Below are 16,082 nucleotides of genomic sequence, written 5' to 3' on the forward strand. Positions count from 1 at the left end.
AAGAATTAAATTTTCAAATCATTATTGTCCGGATAAAAATTATCGAATCTCTTGAAACCATTTGTCAGAGCGGGTTCTGGCCCCTCTCCTTTGGAGAGGGGTTGGGGTGAGGTCAAGCATTGAAATACAAGATTTTAAATTATTTAGTCGGACAACAATATTTTCAAATAGTTTCTCAGTTTTTTTTTATATACCAGATGCTTTTTCTCTTAACGCCTGCGCATCAACGCCTGTATAATTTTGCGGGGTGATTTTTTTAAGCTCTTTTTTTACCGAAGCGCTCACATTAAGCCCGTCAATGAACGTATGGATGGTTTTTTTGTTTATGGCTGTATTGCCTCGTGTGAGCGCTTTTAAGGCTTCATAAGGATTGGGATAGCTCTCCCGCCGTAATATGGTTTGAATGGCTTCGGCCACAACAGCCCAGTTGTTTTCAAGGCCTTCATTCAGCTTCTGTTCATTCAAAAGCAATTTGTCGAGGCCTTTTTCAATTGACCTGATTGAGATAAGCGTATGGGCAACAGGAACGCCCAGGTTCCTCAATACCGTTGAATCCGTAAGATCTCTTTGCAGGCGGCTTACAGGCAGCTTTGCAGCAAAATGTTCAAATATGGCATTGGCCATACCAAGATTGCCTTCAGCATTTTCAAAATCAATGGGGTTTACCTTATGCGGCATGGCAGATGAGCCCACTTCATCCTTCTTTACTTTTTGCTTAAAATATTCCATGCTTATGTAAGCCCACACATCCCGGCACAGGTCAATTAATATATTATTGATGCGTTTTATGTTATCAAAATAAGCCGCAAAATAATCGTAGTGCTCAATCTGGGTGGTGTACTGCAGGCGCTGCATGCCCAGGCTTTCTATAAATTCATTGCCAAACTTTACCCAGTCTGTTTTGGGGAAAGCTATTTTGTGTGCGTTAAAATTACCTGTAGCGCCGCCAAATTTTGCGGCAACGGGAATTTGTGATAATAACTGCACCTGGTTTTTTATGCGCTCTACAAAAACCATCAGTTCCTTTCCCAGTTTTGTGGGCGATGCAGGCTGGCCGTGCGTGTGCGCAAGCATGGCTATATCTTTCCAGCTTTCAGCCAGCGCCTGTATTTTTTTTTGAAGATTGATGATAGCCGGCAAATATGCATGCTCCAGGCAATGTTTCCAGCTTAAGGGTATGGCCGTATTGTTAATATCCTGCGAAGTAAGCCCGAAATGCACCCATTCTTTTTCTGCTGCAATGCCGGCTTTGTCCATTTCCTGCTTCAAAAAATATTCCACCGCTTTTACATCATGATTGGTAATGGATTCAATTTGCTTTACCTGCTCCGCATCATCCAGGCTAAAGTTTTCTGCTATGCCGGTAAGCTTTCGCCTTGCCTTTGCATCCAGCTTAAAAAATTTTTTTCCGGCAAGGAAAATAAAATAACGCACCTCAATAAGCACACGGTATTTTATTAAAGCATATTCAGAAAAGTATTCGTCAAGCTGTGCCACCTGTTTGCGGTAGCGGCCATCAACCGGGGAAATAGCGGTAAGATTATTTAACTCCATAGCTTTTATAATAGTCCATAGTCCATAGTCAATGGTCAATTGTCCACAGAATATTTTTAACTATCGTCTGTTGACAGTGGGCTTTCGACTATTTATTTTTGCCGCAAAATTAATTTAAACAATTGAAGAAGATCAAAGTTGGGGCAGTAAGTTATCTTAATACAAAGCCTTTATTGTTTGGCGTAGAGCGTTCGCACGAGCTGATGCAGCAAATTGAACTGGTAAAAGATTATCCATCCAAAATAGCCGGGCAACTAGTGGATGGCGATATTGATGTGGGGCTGGTGCCTGTAGCCGTAATACCACAGTTGAAAGAATACCACATTGTTTCTGATTTTTGTATAGGGGCCGAAGGTGATGTGGCTTCTGTTTGCCTGTTTAGCGATGTTGAAATAAATACGGTTGAAAAAGTTTTGCTGGATTATCAAAGCAAAACTTCTGTTAACCTGTTTAAGGTTTTACTTAAACATTACTGGCAGAAGCACATAGCGCTTGAAGATGCGCAAAAAGATTTTTCTGAAGATATTAAAGGAACAACAGCGGGCGTTTTAATTGGCGACAGGGCATTAAAGCAAAGAGCGAAATCAGGATTTATTTACGATCTTGCCGGGGAATGGATAGCAATGAGCGGTTTACCTTTTGTGTTTGCCGCATGGATTGCCAATAAAGAATTGCCTGCAGATTTTCTTCGTTTATTCAATGAAAAAAATGCTGAAGGCATTAACAATATTGATGTGGTGCTGCAAAATATTTCCTGCGATTTTTATGACATGCGCACGTATTATACAAAGAATATTTCCTACAAACTTTCAGAAGGGAAATTAAAGGGCATGAATTTATTTATTGACCTGTTGCAGAAACTTTAATGTGTTTTTAAATTTGAAGCAGCCACAACTATGTTTTCACGAAAACTGTTATTGTTATTTTTAACCGGAGCTTTTGCAAAAGCCGATGCACAAAAAAAAGATAATGCTGATAGTTTAAACCAGGTTGTGCTGGCGGCACGTTACCATTCAGGGTTTATGTTTGCCCACAGCATTCATGTTGAAAATGTAAAGGGCATTCACCCCTGTGGTTTTGAGCTGGAATATTCGCGCGCGCATACCGACAGTATAATAAAAGGCAGGTACAATTCTTATCCGCGCACCGGGGTTAGCTTTACCTATACAGATTACAAACGCGACTTTTTGGGCAAGGCGTATGCCCTTTCTTATTTTGCAGAACCGGATTTCAGGGTGGGCAACAGTTTGAAAATATTGTTGCGGGCAAGCGGCGGCCTGGCTTATCTTACCAACCCTTATGACGAAATAAAAAACCCTTCCAACCATAGCTACAGCACAGCCATTAATAGCTTTCTCCAGCTTGATCTTGGCCTTTCCTGCCCGGTTAGCAGGCATTGGGCTGTATATGGCCTGGCTGGTTTTTTTCATGCCTCCAATGCAGGGTTTAAAGAGCCCAATGCCGGCGTAAATTATATAAACGCATCTATCGGGCTGCAATACTATGCTTATGCTACCCGTTTGCCTGTGTACAGGCATGCAAGCGATACTTCATGGCGCCATCAGCCGGTGCATGTTGATGCCTCGGTATTTTATACGCCCAAAAGCGGCTATAAAAGGGATACGGCCGTTGCGAGGAATTTTTTGATAGGCGCTTCCATTACGGCTATAAAGCAAATAAGCAATATTGACGCCATAACCGCCGGGGCGGAAATTTATTATGATGACGGCCTGCGCACTACAAAAGAATATATTGTAAGGGATACTTCGTCCAATACATTTGCCGGTTTGCTTATTGGCCACCGGTTCCTGTTAAACAGGTTTACCTTCAGCCAGGAGCTGGGTTTTTATATTCATAAGCAAACAAAGGTGTATAATGAAATTTACCGCGATCTTTATCATACCATCTACCATCGCTGGGGCCTGACATATAATATAAAAGGGAGATGGTCTGTCGGTATAAATCTCCTGGCGCATAAGCAGGTAGCTGATTTTATTGATGGAAGGCTTATATACCGGCTGCGCTGATTACCTGAACAGGCTTGCAGCTATGCCATCAGCAAATAATTTGCCCTTTGATGTGAGAACAAGCGCGTTTTCTTTTCTTTCCATTAAATCCTGCTGAATAAATCTTTCTGCCTCTTTAATAATGTCAGTTGTGATTTTTTCTCCTGATAACCGGTTTAAATGAAACAGGTTAATGCCTTTCGCAGTTCTTAGCGCCGTCATTATATATTCATTGAGTTGTTGGGTTGAAGTAAGTTCTTCCTGTTCAAAAGGCACTATGTTTTTATGGAGGTTTTCAATATACAAGGCATTGTTTGATATATTCCATTGCCTGGTGTTTCCATTAAAAGAATGCGCTGAAGGGCCTAAGCCAATATAGTGCTTTCCCTGCCAGTAACTGCTGTTGTGCAGGCTTCTGAAACCGGGCTTTGCAAAATTTGAAATTTCATAATGCTCATACCCTTTGCCGGCGGCCCATTGCATGAGCAGCTCAAACTGGGCGCTTTGTTTTTCTGCATCCACATCTTCTTTTTTCTGCTTGTCTATCATTCTCCGTAAAACTGTATGGGGCTCTACAGTAAGTGCATAGCACGAAAGATGCGGAATATGTAATTGGCAGGCCATTTCAAGGTTTTGCAGCCATTGTTCATTGGTTAAGCCGGGCGTTCCGTAAATAAAATCTGTTGAAATATTATCAAAGCCGGATTGAACAGCCAGGTTTATGCTGTTATAAGCCTGCCGGGCATTATGGGCGCGGTTCATCCACCTAAGGTCTTCATCAAAAAAACTTTGCGTGCCAATGCTTAAGCGGTTTATGCCCATGCTTTTCCAGGCTGATAATTTATCTGCCGCCATATCGTCCGGGTTTGCTTCCAGGGTAATTTCTGCATTATCATCTACATGAAAAAGCGAATGCATTTTATTCAGCAGCAACGCAATATCGCCCGCACGCAGCAGCGATGGCGTTCCGCCGCCAAAATAAACCGTTTCAATCTTTTCATTTATATATTCAGTTCTTAATACCATTTCCTGTGCGATGGCATTTACCATTTGCGGCAATAATTTTTGTGAAACCGAGAAATGAAAATTGCAATAGCAGCAGGCTTTTCTGCAAAAGGGAATATGAATATAAATGCCTGCCATTGTTTTAAATAAGATTACCGGGTCAATGTATTGCCTGCGGCAAAAATAGTTTAATAAAAATTTAGCCTTGTGTGCATAAATACCTGTGCCTGTATGTGTGCGTAAATTACTTTTGCGCAATCTGTTGAAACATTTATCTGCAATATTGGTTTTCACGCTGCTGCATGTTTTCATTTTTGCGCAGGATACGGGCAGTCATCAGAAAATACATGACACCGGTATTAGCAAAAAACTGAATGATACCGGCATCCGCAAAGAACTGGATGATACCATAACTGGTAAAACAAATAAAATGGGGCTGCATGATACTATAACCGGCCGGATAAATAAAAATGTAACCGCACCTGAAGATTCAGGCTTGCAGGCGCCTGTTAAAAAAATGCCTTTGAAAAGAGACTCCGCTTCTGCCATAGCAATAAAGCCCGGCTTTACTAATTCACTGCAGAAAGATTCGCTTACACGCGACACGGTAAAGCCTGCCCCTGTTAAAATAGCCGTTGCAAAAAAAGATACGGTGGCTGCAGAAAAGATCAGGCTGATGGCGGGAACAGAAAAAACAAACGCTATTCCCGATGAGGTTTTTTATGTGCTTGTTTTTATTTTATTCTTCCTGGCGCTTATAAAAGCAGCGTTTCCCAAATATTTCGGCAGCATATTTACTTTATCCTTCCAGGCCACTTTCAGGCAAACGCAAACGCGGGAGCAAATGGCGCAAAACTTTTTTCCTGCTTTTATGCTGAATATACTGTTTGCCTTAAGCGGCGGCGTATTCATTACCTTATATGCCGGGTTTGAAAAATGGGCCGCCTTGTCTTTTTGGGAATTATTTGTTTCTTCCACTGCCATCCTGTTGTTGGCATACAGTATAAAATATCTGGTTATAAGTTTCACAGGCTGGGTATTTAATTCAAAAGAAGCGGCGATGGAATACAGGTTTGTTGTTTTCCTTATCAATAAGCTGCTTGGTATTCTGGTTATACCTTTTTTATTCTTAATAGCCTATTCGGACAATAAAATAAAAACGGTGGCAATAACAATCGTATTATGCCTCCTGATCTTCTCATTAGCCGTAAGATATATTGTGTCGCTGGCCCGCATACGCAAAAACCTGAGTGTAACGGCATTTCACTTTTTTCTATACCTTTGCGCAGTTGAAATAATACCATTGCTTGTCATTTATAAGGTTTTATTTGAACAAACCAGCAGCATTAGATAAAATTATTATTTAAATCGAGCACTACGCATGATTAAAAACGATGAAAAAAAATCTACTGGTAAAGAATCCGTGCAAGTTTTAATTACCCAGCCAAAGCCCGAGAGCGAAAAATCTCCCTATTTTGAACTGGAGCGGAAGTATGCGCTTAAGTTAACCTTTCACCCTTTTATAAAGATCGAAGCCATTCCTGCCCGGGAATTCCGGAAGCAGAAAATTGATTTAAGCCTGTTTACCGCCATAATTTTTACAAGCCGTAATGCTATAGATCATTTTTTCAGGATGTGCGATGAGATGAAGGTTTCCATCAGCCAGGACAACAAATATTTCTGCATCACCGAAGCTGTTGCTTTATACCTTCAGAAATTTATCCTTTACCGAAAACGCAAGGTTTTTTATGGCGCAGACGGCACCAACAAAAGCATGTTTGATGTAATTAACAAGCATAAGGAGAACGAGAAATTCCTGTATGTGTGCAGTGAAAACCAGCAGGATAACGAGATTGTAAACTGGCTGAAAAATAACAACTGCGATTTTCAGCTTGCTTTTATGTACCGTTCTGTGAGCAACGATGTGCGTGTGGTAATGGATGCCAACAGTTTTGACATTATATGCTTTTTTACACCAAGCGGTGTGCGCAGCCTGTTTGATAATTACCCGGAATTTTCTCAAAATGGAACATTGATTGGCGCCTTTGGCAACAATACGGTAAAAGCCGGTGAAGAAGCCGGTTTGCATGTGGATATTAAAGCGCCCGCCCCGCAGTCCCCCAGCATGATCTCTGCATTAGACAATTACCTCGCCTTAAAATCGAAAAATAAATAAGGGTTTTATAAAACCTTCATCCCATTACAGCGGGATTTTTTATTTTGGCCGGAAACAGCCTGATCATGGATCAACATAAATACACAAATAACCTTGTGCATGAAACCAGCCCTTATTTGCTGCAGCATGCCCATAACCCTGTAAACTGGCATGCCTGGGGCCATGCAGCGCTACAAAAAGCAAAAGAAGAAGATAAGCCGGTGCTGGTAAGCATTGGTTATTCGGCCTGCCACTGGTGCCATGTGATGGAGCGGGAAAGTTTTGAGGATGAGGAAACAGCCCGCATAATGAACGAGCATTTCATCAATATAAAAATAGACAGGGAAGAAAGGCCGGACATTGATCATATTTACATGGATGCGGTACAGGCAATCACCGGCAGCGGGGGATGGCCTTTGCATGTTTTTTTAACCCCCGGCCTGAAACCTTTTTATGGCGGCACCTATTTTCCGCCAAAACCAATGGCCAGCCGCAATAGCTGGCAGCAAATTTTACTGGCCGTAGCTAACGCCTATAAAGAAAAACGGGGCGAAATAACCGAACAGGCAGAAAGCCTTACCCGGCATTTGCAGGCCTCCAATAAGTTAAGCTTAAGGCCCGGTAATCTTTCAGCCGTTTATGAAACGGCTGATGCCATTGCCGGCAATCTTATACAAATTGCTGATAAGGAATGGGGCGGTTTTGGGCAGGCGCCAAAATTTCCACACACATTTTCTATACTGTATTTACTCCGGTATTACTTTTTTACAGGCAACGAAGCGTCGTTAAAGGTTGCAACGGCAAGCCTTGATAAAATGATGATGGGCGGTATGTACGATCATGTTGGCGGCGGGTTTTGCCGGTACAGTACAGACCGGCGCTGGCAAATTCCGCATTTTGAAAAAATGCTGTATGATAATGCGTTATTGATTGACGTTTATACAGAAGCATACCAGGTTACGAAAAATACCTTGTACGCAAATGTGGCACAGGAAACCATTAAGTTTATAGAAGCTGAGCTAACGGGGCCCGAAGGTGGTTTTTACAGCGCCCTGGATGCAGACAGCGAAGGCATAGAAGGAAAATATTATACCTGGGATAAACAGGAAATTGATGCATTGCTTGGAAAAGACAGCGAGATTTTTTGCCGGCTGTTTCATGTTTCGGAGGCAGGCAACTGGGAAGGCACGAATATTTTGTGGCAGCCTGAAACTATGGAAACAATCGCTTCTGAATATGGGATGGATAAACAGGGCCTGTGGAATTTTATAGAAAATGCCAAAGCAATTCTATTAACGGCGCGGCAAAAACGTATAAAGCCGGGGCTGGATAATAAAGTGCTTTTGCCGTGGAATGCATTAATGATTATTGCTTTATGCAAGGCTTATGCTGCTTTTGGTAGGGAGGATTATTTAAACCTTGCAAAAAACAATATAGCATTTATTGAGAAGTTTTTGTTTAATATGAACACCGGCGGTCTTTTGCATAGCTGGAATAAAACACCAGGTCCGCAGCCGGCTTTTGCAGATGGCTATGCCACGCTTATAAAGGCATACATTTTTATGTCGCAGGCAACGGCGAATGAGGATTATTTATGGAAAGCCAGGCTTTTGTGCGAAAGGTGCATTGAGCTTTTTAGTGATGCGGAAGGGCTTTTCTTTTATTTTACTTCAGAAGGGCAGGCTGATATTTTGCTTCGAAAGATTGAATTGTATGACGGGGCAACGCCTTCCGGCAATGCCTTAATGGCCGAAAACCTGCTAAAGCTCTCTGTTTATTTTGATGTGCCGGCATGGAGGCAACGCTCGGAAAATATGATCTTGTCTATGACCGTTTTTTCTGAAAAATACGCTGTTTCATTTGGAAGATGGAGTTTAAATATTCTTTTACTGGTGTACGGTTTAAAGGAAATTGTGGTAATGGCCGGTAATTATCCATTTTTAGTAAAGCAGGTTTTAAGCGAATACATTCCCCACAGGCTTATGCAGGCGACCGGATGGCCATCTGAAGGCTGGCCTTTGCTTAAGGGAAAAGTAATTTTATCAAACCAAACTAAGATATATATTTGTGAAAGTTATAATTGCCTTGAGCCAGCAACTAGTATTGAGGAGTTTAAAAATCAGTTATACTCCGCAAGGGATAAAAAAGTGAACCGTTTAGCCTAAAGCACTCACTTAATTTATGCCTTGTAAAGTATAATTAAAGATTTATAACAAAAATTTTCAACCAACAAAATAATTTGTGTTATTGAGCGTTGATATTTCTTATGCAGATTTTAATGAATGAAGGATTTAATTTCTGCTGTTAAAAATTATTTTCAAAAAAAATTGCCAGAAACAGGAAACGGATGAAAAACCAAAGCTTTGTAATATTATTTCTAACTGCTTTATCTATAGCTGTGGTTAGCTGTAATAAATCGGGAAAGTCAAGATCTATCACCGATGGTCAGTTGCATGGTGTTTCCCCTGCAGCAAGAGGCAGTATGACGAGGCCGCTTGGCATGTCTTACATTCCTCCCGGCACTTTTCACATGGGCCCCAGCGATGAGGATGTGAATTATAATTATACAGCCCGGAACAAGCAGGTTTCTATTTCCGGGTTCTGGATGGATAAAACAGAGATTACGAATAATGAATACCGCCAGTTTGTTTATTGGGTGAGGGATTCACTGGCCGCTGTCAGGCTCGGCTTTATGAAAACCGGCAGCGGTAAGGATGGCGGCGGAGACACTGCAATAGACTGGAAGAAGGCTGCAACCATTAAATGGGGCGATAAAGGCACGCTTGAAAAGCTGAATGACCTTATTCTAACCCCCGATAACAGGTTATATGGTAAAATGGATTTAGACCCCGATATGCTGGTGTATAACGTTCAGGGCTTTAATTTGAAAGAAGCTGCAAAAAGAGAAAACGCAGGAAGGCCGAGAAAAGATTTTATATACCGCTACAATCAAAAAATTTATCCTGATACCCTGTGCTGGATGAGGGATTTTTCTTATTCGTATAATGAGCCAATGACGAAAAGATATTTCGCCCATCCTTCTTATGGCGAATATCCTGTTGTGGGCGTTAACTGGAAACAGGCTATGGCTTTTTGCCACTGGCGCACCCGGTACCTTAACAGTTATCTTGAAAGCCATAAAAAAGCTGTTGAAAGCGATTTCCGCCTGCCTTCAGAAGCGGAGTGGGAATATGCCGCAAGGGGCGGCCGCACCCAGTCTATGTTTCCCTGGGGTAACTATTATTTAAGAAATAAGAAAGGATGCCTGCTTGCAAACTTTAAGCCAGGCCGTGGCAATTACCCGGAAGATGGTGGCTTTTACACGGTAAGGGCCGATAGTTACTGGCCCAATGATTTTGGCCTGTATAATATGGCAGGCAATGTTTCCGAATGGACAAATTCTTTATTTTATGAAGGGTCTTATAATTTTCAGCATGACATGAACCCTGATGTTCAATGGAATGCATTGGATACAGACCCGCCAAGCATGAAACGTAAGGTAATAAGAGGCGGCAGCTGGAAAGATGTAGGCTACTATCTTCAAACCAGCACCCGCCAGTATGAATATCAGGACACCACCAAATCTTATATAGGTTTCAGGTGCGTGATTGACCTTCCTGCCCAATACAGGAAATAAGCATTCAATATCTAAAATTTAATAAAATCAAAGAACCCTTCATTAAAAAATAAATTTATGGCAGCCGCAATTCCTCCAAAAGTTAGCAGAGTCGTTGACATTTTTGTGTCCATAGCAGCAGCAGTTGTTATATGGGGCGCATTACAAAAGTTATTACACACATCATGGGCAGATTTTTTCCTGAAATTAGGGCTGGGCACCGAAGCTGCAGTTTTTTTAATATATGGTATTCTGTACATGTATTATCCCGCTATTGATGATCACCAGGTTAAGCTTGCAGGTGCGGGGGCGGTTGCGCCACAGGGCAATCCCGCACTAAAGTCAATGGAAAAAATGCTGGAAGAAGCAGATATAACACCTGCAAACCTTGGCAAGCTGAGCGCAGGGTTTCAGAAGCTGGGCACAACCGTTGAAAAAATGGGCGAAATAAGCGATGTGGTAAAAGCCACCGGCGATTACACGCAAAAAACAAAAGAGGCGACACAGGCGCTTGATGCTGTAAAAAGCGCTTATTCGGGCATGGCTAATTCGGCCAATTCGTTTAATAATGCTTCTGAAGGAGCAAAGGTTTTCCATGAACAGATACAGGTGTTAACCAAAAACCTGTCTTCTTTAAATACAATTTATGAATTGGAATTGCAGGAAAGCAATAACCATCTTAAAGCGCTCAACCAGTTTTACGGAAAGCTGAATGAAGCTTCCAATGCCATGAATACCACCGCAAATGACGCTGTAAAGGCAAAAGAACAAATTGCCGCACTGGCCAATAACCTGGGCAGGTTAAACCAGATATACGGAAATATGATCAGCGCCATGCAGGGTGTAAAAGCATAGCAATAATTAAAACTTAAAACAATTACCGATATTGACCTTTTATGGCATTACCTAAAGAGCCACGGCAAAAAATGATCAACCTGATGTATCTGGTGCTTACAGCATTGCTGGCACTGAATGTATCGGCAGAGATTTTAAATGCCTTTAAAACAGTTGACCATAGTTTAACGGCGGCCAGCGCAACGCTGGATCAGAAAAACAAGAACATTTTTGCCGCTTTTTCTGCGGCAATGAATGATGAAAGCACCAAGGCGAGGGCCAGCGAATGGATGCCCAAAGCGCAGCAGGCGCAAAAGATGTCTGATCTGATGATAGAATACATCAGGGGGCTTAAAACAAGGGTAATCGGCGCGGCAGACTGGAACCCGAAAGACAGTACATTTAAGGAAGACGACCTGGAAGCGCCCACGCGGGTAATGACAGACCCCGGCAAAGCCGGCGATTCATTGCATCTGGCCCTGGGCAGGTTGAGAACAGACCTGCTGAACCTGATTGATGATCCTGCTGCCAAACAAAGGTTTGGGGCTTCGTTGCCTATTGATACTACTATTTTTAAAACAAATAACAAAGCCAATCAGAAAGACTGGGCAGCTTCTTATTTTTATATGACACCGGCTGTAGCTGCCGTAACCATTCTCAGTAAATTTGAGAATGATGTTAAAAACAGTGAAGCCATGATAGTGGACTATTGTTACCAGCAGGTAGGTGCTGTAAAGCAGGTTTTCAATACCTATCAGCCATTGGTAGGCCAGAGCTCCAATTACGTTATGCCGGGGCAGGAGATAACGCTTACCGCAGGTATAGGCGCCTATAATGCAGATTCAAAACCCACTGTAACGGTTGATGGTGCTACTGCCCCCTTAAATGCAAATGGCGTAGCCGAGTATAAATTCACTGCCGGTGGTGCAGGCTCTTACACAAAACACGTGGTGATTTCTTATTTTAACCAGTCCACAGGCAAACAGGAGCAGGCGACTTATGATATGCCTGTTACCGTAGGCTCTCCAACAGGCGCCAGTGTAAGTGCTGATGCGGTAAAGGTTTTTTATGTAGGATTGGAAAATCCAATAACTGTAAGCGGCGGAAATGTGGGAGATGAAAAAGTTTCTGTAAGCCTGACCAACGGGTCTTTGTCAAAAACAGGCCCGGGCAAATATATTGTTCGGCCCGGAAAGGCTGGAACGCCCGCTGTAGTAACCGTAAATGCCGACGGAAAAGCCAGCACATTTGAATTTAAAGTGAAAGATGTTCCCGATCCCATTGGGAAAGTGGGGATAAATAAGGGCGGCCGTATGCGTGTAAATGATTTTAAGGCACAGCCTGGCGTTCGGGCAGACCTGGAAAATTTTGTATTTGAAGGTGTGAAATTTAATGTAACCGCCTATACCATTGTATTAACCGGTGCGGGTTTCCCGCAATTGCAGTTCAGGGATGTAAAAGGCGCAAGTTTTTCTTCCATACGAGACCTGATTGAGAAGTGCAAGCCGGGTTCTACGGTTACAATTGATAACATTGCCGCTGCAGGCCCTGGTGGAACAAGGATATTGCCACCTATTGTATTTAATTTATATTAATTAAAATATTATGAAGCGTATTGCAGTTATATTGGTGTTGGCTTTTGCGCTTTGTGCAGCTAATTATGCGGGTGCACAAAGGCCTGTTCAGCGCAGGAATAATTATGGCTCTACGGAACAGCAGCCGCAGAGCGCAACGCAGGGCAATAACTACGGGAACACTACAGATACAACCATAAATGGAAATACCCCGAGTAATTACGGGAGCACCGATAATAATGCCGGTGCGGCCGTTGATACCTCGTTGCCTATGGAAGTGATCACAGGCAGCAGCAATGGATTGATGGACAGTACGAAAATGTCTTTGCGCACCGATGGCGTTTTTGAAAAGAACCTCATACGGGAAAGAATTCCGCTTACCTACGAAAACATACGGGAAGACGATGCCGTTTATGTAGTAAGGGTATGGCGTGAAATTGATGCAAGGGAAAAAATGAACCAGACATTCCGGTATGCAGGAGTTGAGGACAATGGCAGCCAGCGCTTTATTTCCATTCTTTTAAAAGCTATAAAAGACGGAACTGTAACTGCGTTCAGCGGGGATGACGACCGGTTTACAACGCCTATTACTGCCGATGATGCTATCAATGCTTTTGGTGGCGGCGCCGATACCGTTAAAGTATATGATGATGATGGCAATGTGAAAGGCTACCAGGTGCGCCCCAAGGCCACCGACCCGGATTCCATTTACAAATTCCGCCTGAAAGAAGAATGGGTGTTTGATAAAGAAAGCAGCAAATTGTACGTGAGGATTATTGGTATAGCGCCCGTAATACCGTATAAATTATCTACCGGTGATATTATAGCCAACAGTGAAAGGCCGGTTTGGTGGGTGTATTATCCCGATTTAAGGGCAACGCTGGCAAAGTATAATGTTTATAATGCAAAAAACATGAATGCCGGCATGACCTGGGAAGAACTGTTTGAAAGCAGGCTTTTCAGCAGTTATATTGTGCAGTCCACTATTGATAACCCTTATAATTTGCCTTTGTCTGCCGTGTATCCAAACAATACTTTATTCCGGTTACTGCAGGGTGAGAAGATCAAGGATAAAATATTTGATTATGAACAGTCGCTCTGGAGCTATTAATAAAAATAAATTGAACCTATTATAAAAAAAGTTGATAAAAACTAAACTTGTTACATACATTTGTGACGGTTTTTCATAGGATATTGGATTTTAAAACGGGGCCGGATTTTCATCCGGCCCCCTTTAATTAAAATAAGTCTTAATTATTCCGGCTTTCGATTTGCCTACAACCGTTTCTAATTCTTCAAAAGAAGCTTCTTTAATTTTCTTAACCGATTTAAATTGCTGCAGCAGCAGCGTTGCGGTTTTTTCGCCAATGCCTTCTATGTTTTCCAGTTCATTTTTAAAAGTGCCTTTCGAACGTTTGTTACGGTGAAACGTTATGCCAAAGCGGTGCACTTCATCGCGTATCCTTCTTATAAGGTTAAGCCCTTCGCCGTTCCATGAAAGCTTTATGGATGCTGTATCGCCGGGAAAGAAAATCTCTTCCTCATTTTTTGCAAGCCCCACTGCTGTAAGTTTTCCGTCGAGGTTTAGCGCATGCATGCTTTCCATAGCAGCGCCAAGCTGCCCCTTGCCGCCATCAATAATAACCAGTTGGGGCAATGGCTGCCCTTCATTCAAAACGCGTTTATACCGCCTTAAAACAACTTCTTTCATGGTGGCAAAATCGTTAATGCCCTTTACGGTTTTTACATTAAAATGCCTGTAATCTTTCTTGCTTGGAAGTCCGTTTTTAAAACAAACCATGGCAGATACCGGGTAGCTTCCCTGGAAATTAGAGTTGTCAAAACACTCAATGTGCGCGGGCAATTCCTTTAAGCCGAGATGCTGCTGCAGTTCAAGCAAAACTGCATGCTGGGCCTCATTGCTCTGCTGCAGGTGCAGGGTTTTTTGCCTTCTCAGTTCCTGCCTGAAATATTGTACATTGGTTTGCGACAGTTCGATCAGTTTGAGCTTGTCCCCGCCTTTTGGAACGGTTACGACGGTTGCTGTTTCCGGATAATCAATAGCAAAAGGCACTACAATTTCAGGCGCCGCACTGTTGAAATTTTCCCGTAATTGGGCTATAGCAAAAACAAGAATATCACCTTCATTTTCTTCAAGCCTGGTTTGCAGTTCAACCGTATGGGTTTGAATGATTGTTCCGTTCTGTACCATCAGGTAGTTTACAAATGCCATATCTGCCTCTTTCACTATGCTGAAAACGTCCACATTTGTTAAATGCCTGCTTACTACTACTGAGCGTGCCTGGTATTTTTCAAGGTGATCAATTTTTTTCCGTATCATTTCCGCTTTTTCAAAGTCAAGATTAGCCGCATATTCATGCATTACGGTTTTATATTTTGAAATAACAGGCGTCATATTTCCTTTAAGCAATTGCCTTATCTGCATAAGCCCTTCGGTATAGTCTTCAGGCGTTTGTAATCCTTCACAGGGACCTTTGCAATTGCCCAAATGATATTCCAGGCATACTTTGAATTTTTTTCTTTCTATATTCTGTTGTGTAAGATTGAGCTTGCAGGTGCGCAAAGGAATGTATTGCCGTATAAAGCTTATCAGTTCCCTTACTTTTCCGGCAGATGTAAAGGGACCCAGATATTCCGAGCCGTCATGCATCTTTTTTCTTGTGAGAAAAATGCGCGGGAAAGGTTCTTTCTTTATGATGATATACGGGTAAGACTTATCGTCCTTTAAATTAATATTAAACCTGGGCTGAAACTCTTTTATCAGTGCGTTCTCCAGCAAAAAAGCGTCCTGTTCAGAATGAACAATGGTAAATTCTATGCGGTGAATGCGGTTAACAAGCTCGTATGTTTTATAGCTGGTAAATGTTTTATTGAAATAAGAGCTTACTCTCTTTTTTATGCTCTTTGCTTTTCCCACATACAATAATTCATTATCGCTGCCGAAGTACTTGTAAATGCCCGGCTGGTTGGGAAGTGATGATGAAATTATCTGAAATGCCTTTGCATCCATAAGTTACAAAAGTAGGCTGCTAAATAAAAATAATACAATACGCCTTGTTAAGGCTTACGCCAAAGGCGCATAACATTTTCAAGCCCTAAATGTTTTTCACGAAAGGGCGCAGGCGCTCATACCAAAAGCTGTCCCGCACAAAAACCTTTGCCCGTGCCTGTTATACTCCTCTCTGGATAAAAATGTGCAATCATTGATTTGCCAAAGTACAAATCTATTCTTATTGCCAGCCTTACATTAAGTAAGGCAAGCATAAAACATAACCACTGGCACGTCATGCCCCCGACGCGTCGGGGGCATCTCATAC

Annotated in this window: 12 protein-coding genes; 9 read left to right on the forward strand and 3 right to left on the reverse strand. The window is 42.2% G+C overall.

Annotated elements, in window-relative coordinates:
• Positions 1 to 186: 186 nt before the first annotated feature.
• The gene (gene purB / locus QM629_RS14940; RefSeq protein ID WP_415160689.1) at positions 187 to 1,593 is read right to left on the reverse strand and encodes an adenylosuccinate lyase; all 1,407 of its coding nucleotides are present in this window, start codon (positions 1,591 to 1,593) and stop codon (positions 187 to 189) included.
• Positions 1,594 to 1,676: 83 nt separating this feature from the next.
• Between purB and QM629_RS14945 the strand changes: the two genes are divergently transcribed.
• Together QM629_RS14945 and QM629_RS14950 are read left to right on the forward strand one after the other, a co-directional pair.
• On the forward strand, positions 1,677 to 2,420 hold the full coding sequence (locus QM629_RS14945; RefSeq protein ID WP_415160690.1) for a menaquinone biosynthetic enzyme MqnA/MqnD family protein: 744 nt from the start codon (positions 1,677 to 1,679) through the stop codon (positions 2,418 to 2,420).
• Between the two features lie 30 nt (positions 2,421 to 2,450).
• Positions 2,451 to 3,581, forward strand: coding sequence for an acyloxyacyl hydrolase (locus QM629_RS14950; protein WP_415160691.1), 1,131 nt, complete (start codon positions 2,451 to 2,453; stop codon positions 3,579 to 3,581).
• On the opposite strand, the gene hemW is transcribed toward QM629_RS14950, so the two are convergent.
• Positions 3,582 to 4,859 (reverse strand): radical SAM family heme chaperone HemW, encoded by a 1,278-nt coding sequence (gene hemW, locus QM629_RS14955; RefSeq protein ID WP_415160692.1) that lies wholly within the window; start codon positions 4,857 to 4,859, stop codon positions 3,582 to 3,584.
• Here hemW and QM629_RS14960 point away from each other — a divergent pair.
• From QM629_RS14960 to gldN, 7 genes are all read left to right on the forward strand, one after another.
• Entirely contained in the window at positions 4,828 to 5,919 is a 1,092-nt protein-coding gene (locus QM629_RS14960) for a DUF4271 domain-containing protein (RefSeq protein ID WP_415160693.1), read from the forward strand. The two genes, hemW and QM629_RS14960, sit on opposite strands and share 32 nt — an antisense overlap.
• Positions 5,920 to 5,946: 27 nt before the next feature.
• Positions 5,947 to 6,741, forward strand: coding sequence for a uroporphyrinogen-III synthase (locus QM629_RS14965; protein WP_415160694.1), 795 nt, complete (start codon positions 5,947 to 5,949; stop codon positions 6,739 to 6,741).
• A 65-nt stretch (positions 6,742 to 6,806) separates the two neighbouring features.
• Complete coding sequence (locus QM629_RS14970) at positions 6,807 to 8,885, forward strand: thioredoxin domain-containing protein (protein WP_415160695.1); 2,079 nt, start codon at positions 6,807 to 6,809, stop codon at positions 8,883 to 8,885.
• A 182-nt stretch (positions 8,886 to 9,067) separates the two neighbouring features.
• Entirely contained in the window at positions 9,068 to 10,357 is a 1,290-nt protein-coding gene (locus QM629_RS14975) for an SUMF1/EgtB/PvdO family nonheme iron enzyme (protein WP_415160696.1), read from the forward strand.
• A 57-nt stretch (positions 10,358 to 10,414) separates the two neighbouring features.
• Positions 10,415 to 11,191: a gliding motility protein GldL gene (gene gldL, locus QM629_RS14980; RefSeq protein WP_415160697.1), complete on the forward strand. Its 777-nt coding sequence runs from the start codon at positions 10,415 to 10,417 to the stop codon at positions 11,189 to 11,191.
• Positions 11,192 to 11,232: 41 nt separating this feature from the next.
• The gene (gene gldM, locus QM629_RS14985) at positions 11,233 to 12,765 is read left to right on the forward strand and encodes a gliding motility protein GldM (protein ID WP_415160698.1); all 1,533 of its coding nucleotides are present in this window, start codon (positions 11,233 to 11,235) and stop codon (positions 12,763 to 12,765) included.
• A gap of 10 nt (positions 12,766 to 12,775) precedes the next feature.
• On the forward strand, positions 12,776 to 13,855 hold the full coding sequence (gldN, locus tag QM629_RS14990) for a gliding motility protein GldN (protein WP_415160699.1): 1,080 nt from the start codon (positions 12,776 to 12,778) through the stop codon (positions 13,853 to 13,855).
• Between the two features lie 123 nt (positions 13,856 to 13,978).
• On the opposite strand, the gene uvrC is transcribed toward gldN, so the two are convergent.
• Complete coding sequence (gene uvrC, locus QM629_RS14995) at positions 13,979 to 15,775, reverse strand: excinuclease ABC subunit UvrC (RefSeq protein ID WP_415160700.1); 1,797 nt, start codon at positions 15,773 to 15,775, stop codon at positions 13,979 to 13,981.
• Between the last annotated feature and the right edge of the window lie 307 nt (positions 15,776 to 16,082).

Origin of the sequence: Parafilimonas sp. (assembly GCF_047606085.1) — a bacterium.
Lineage (GTDB): Bacteria > Bacteroidota > Bacteroidia > Chitinophagales > Chitinophagaceae > Parafilimonas.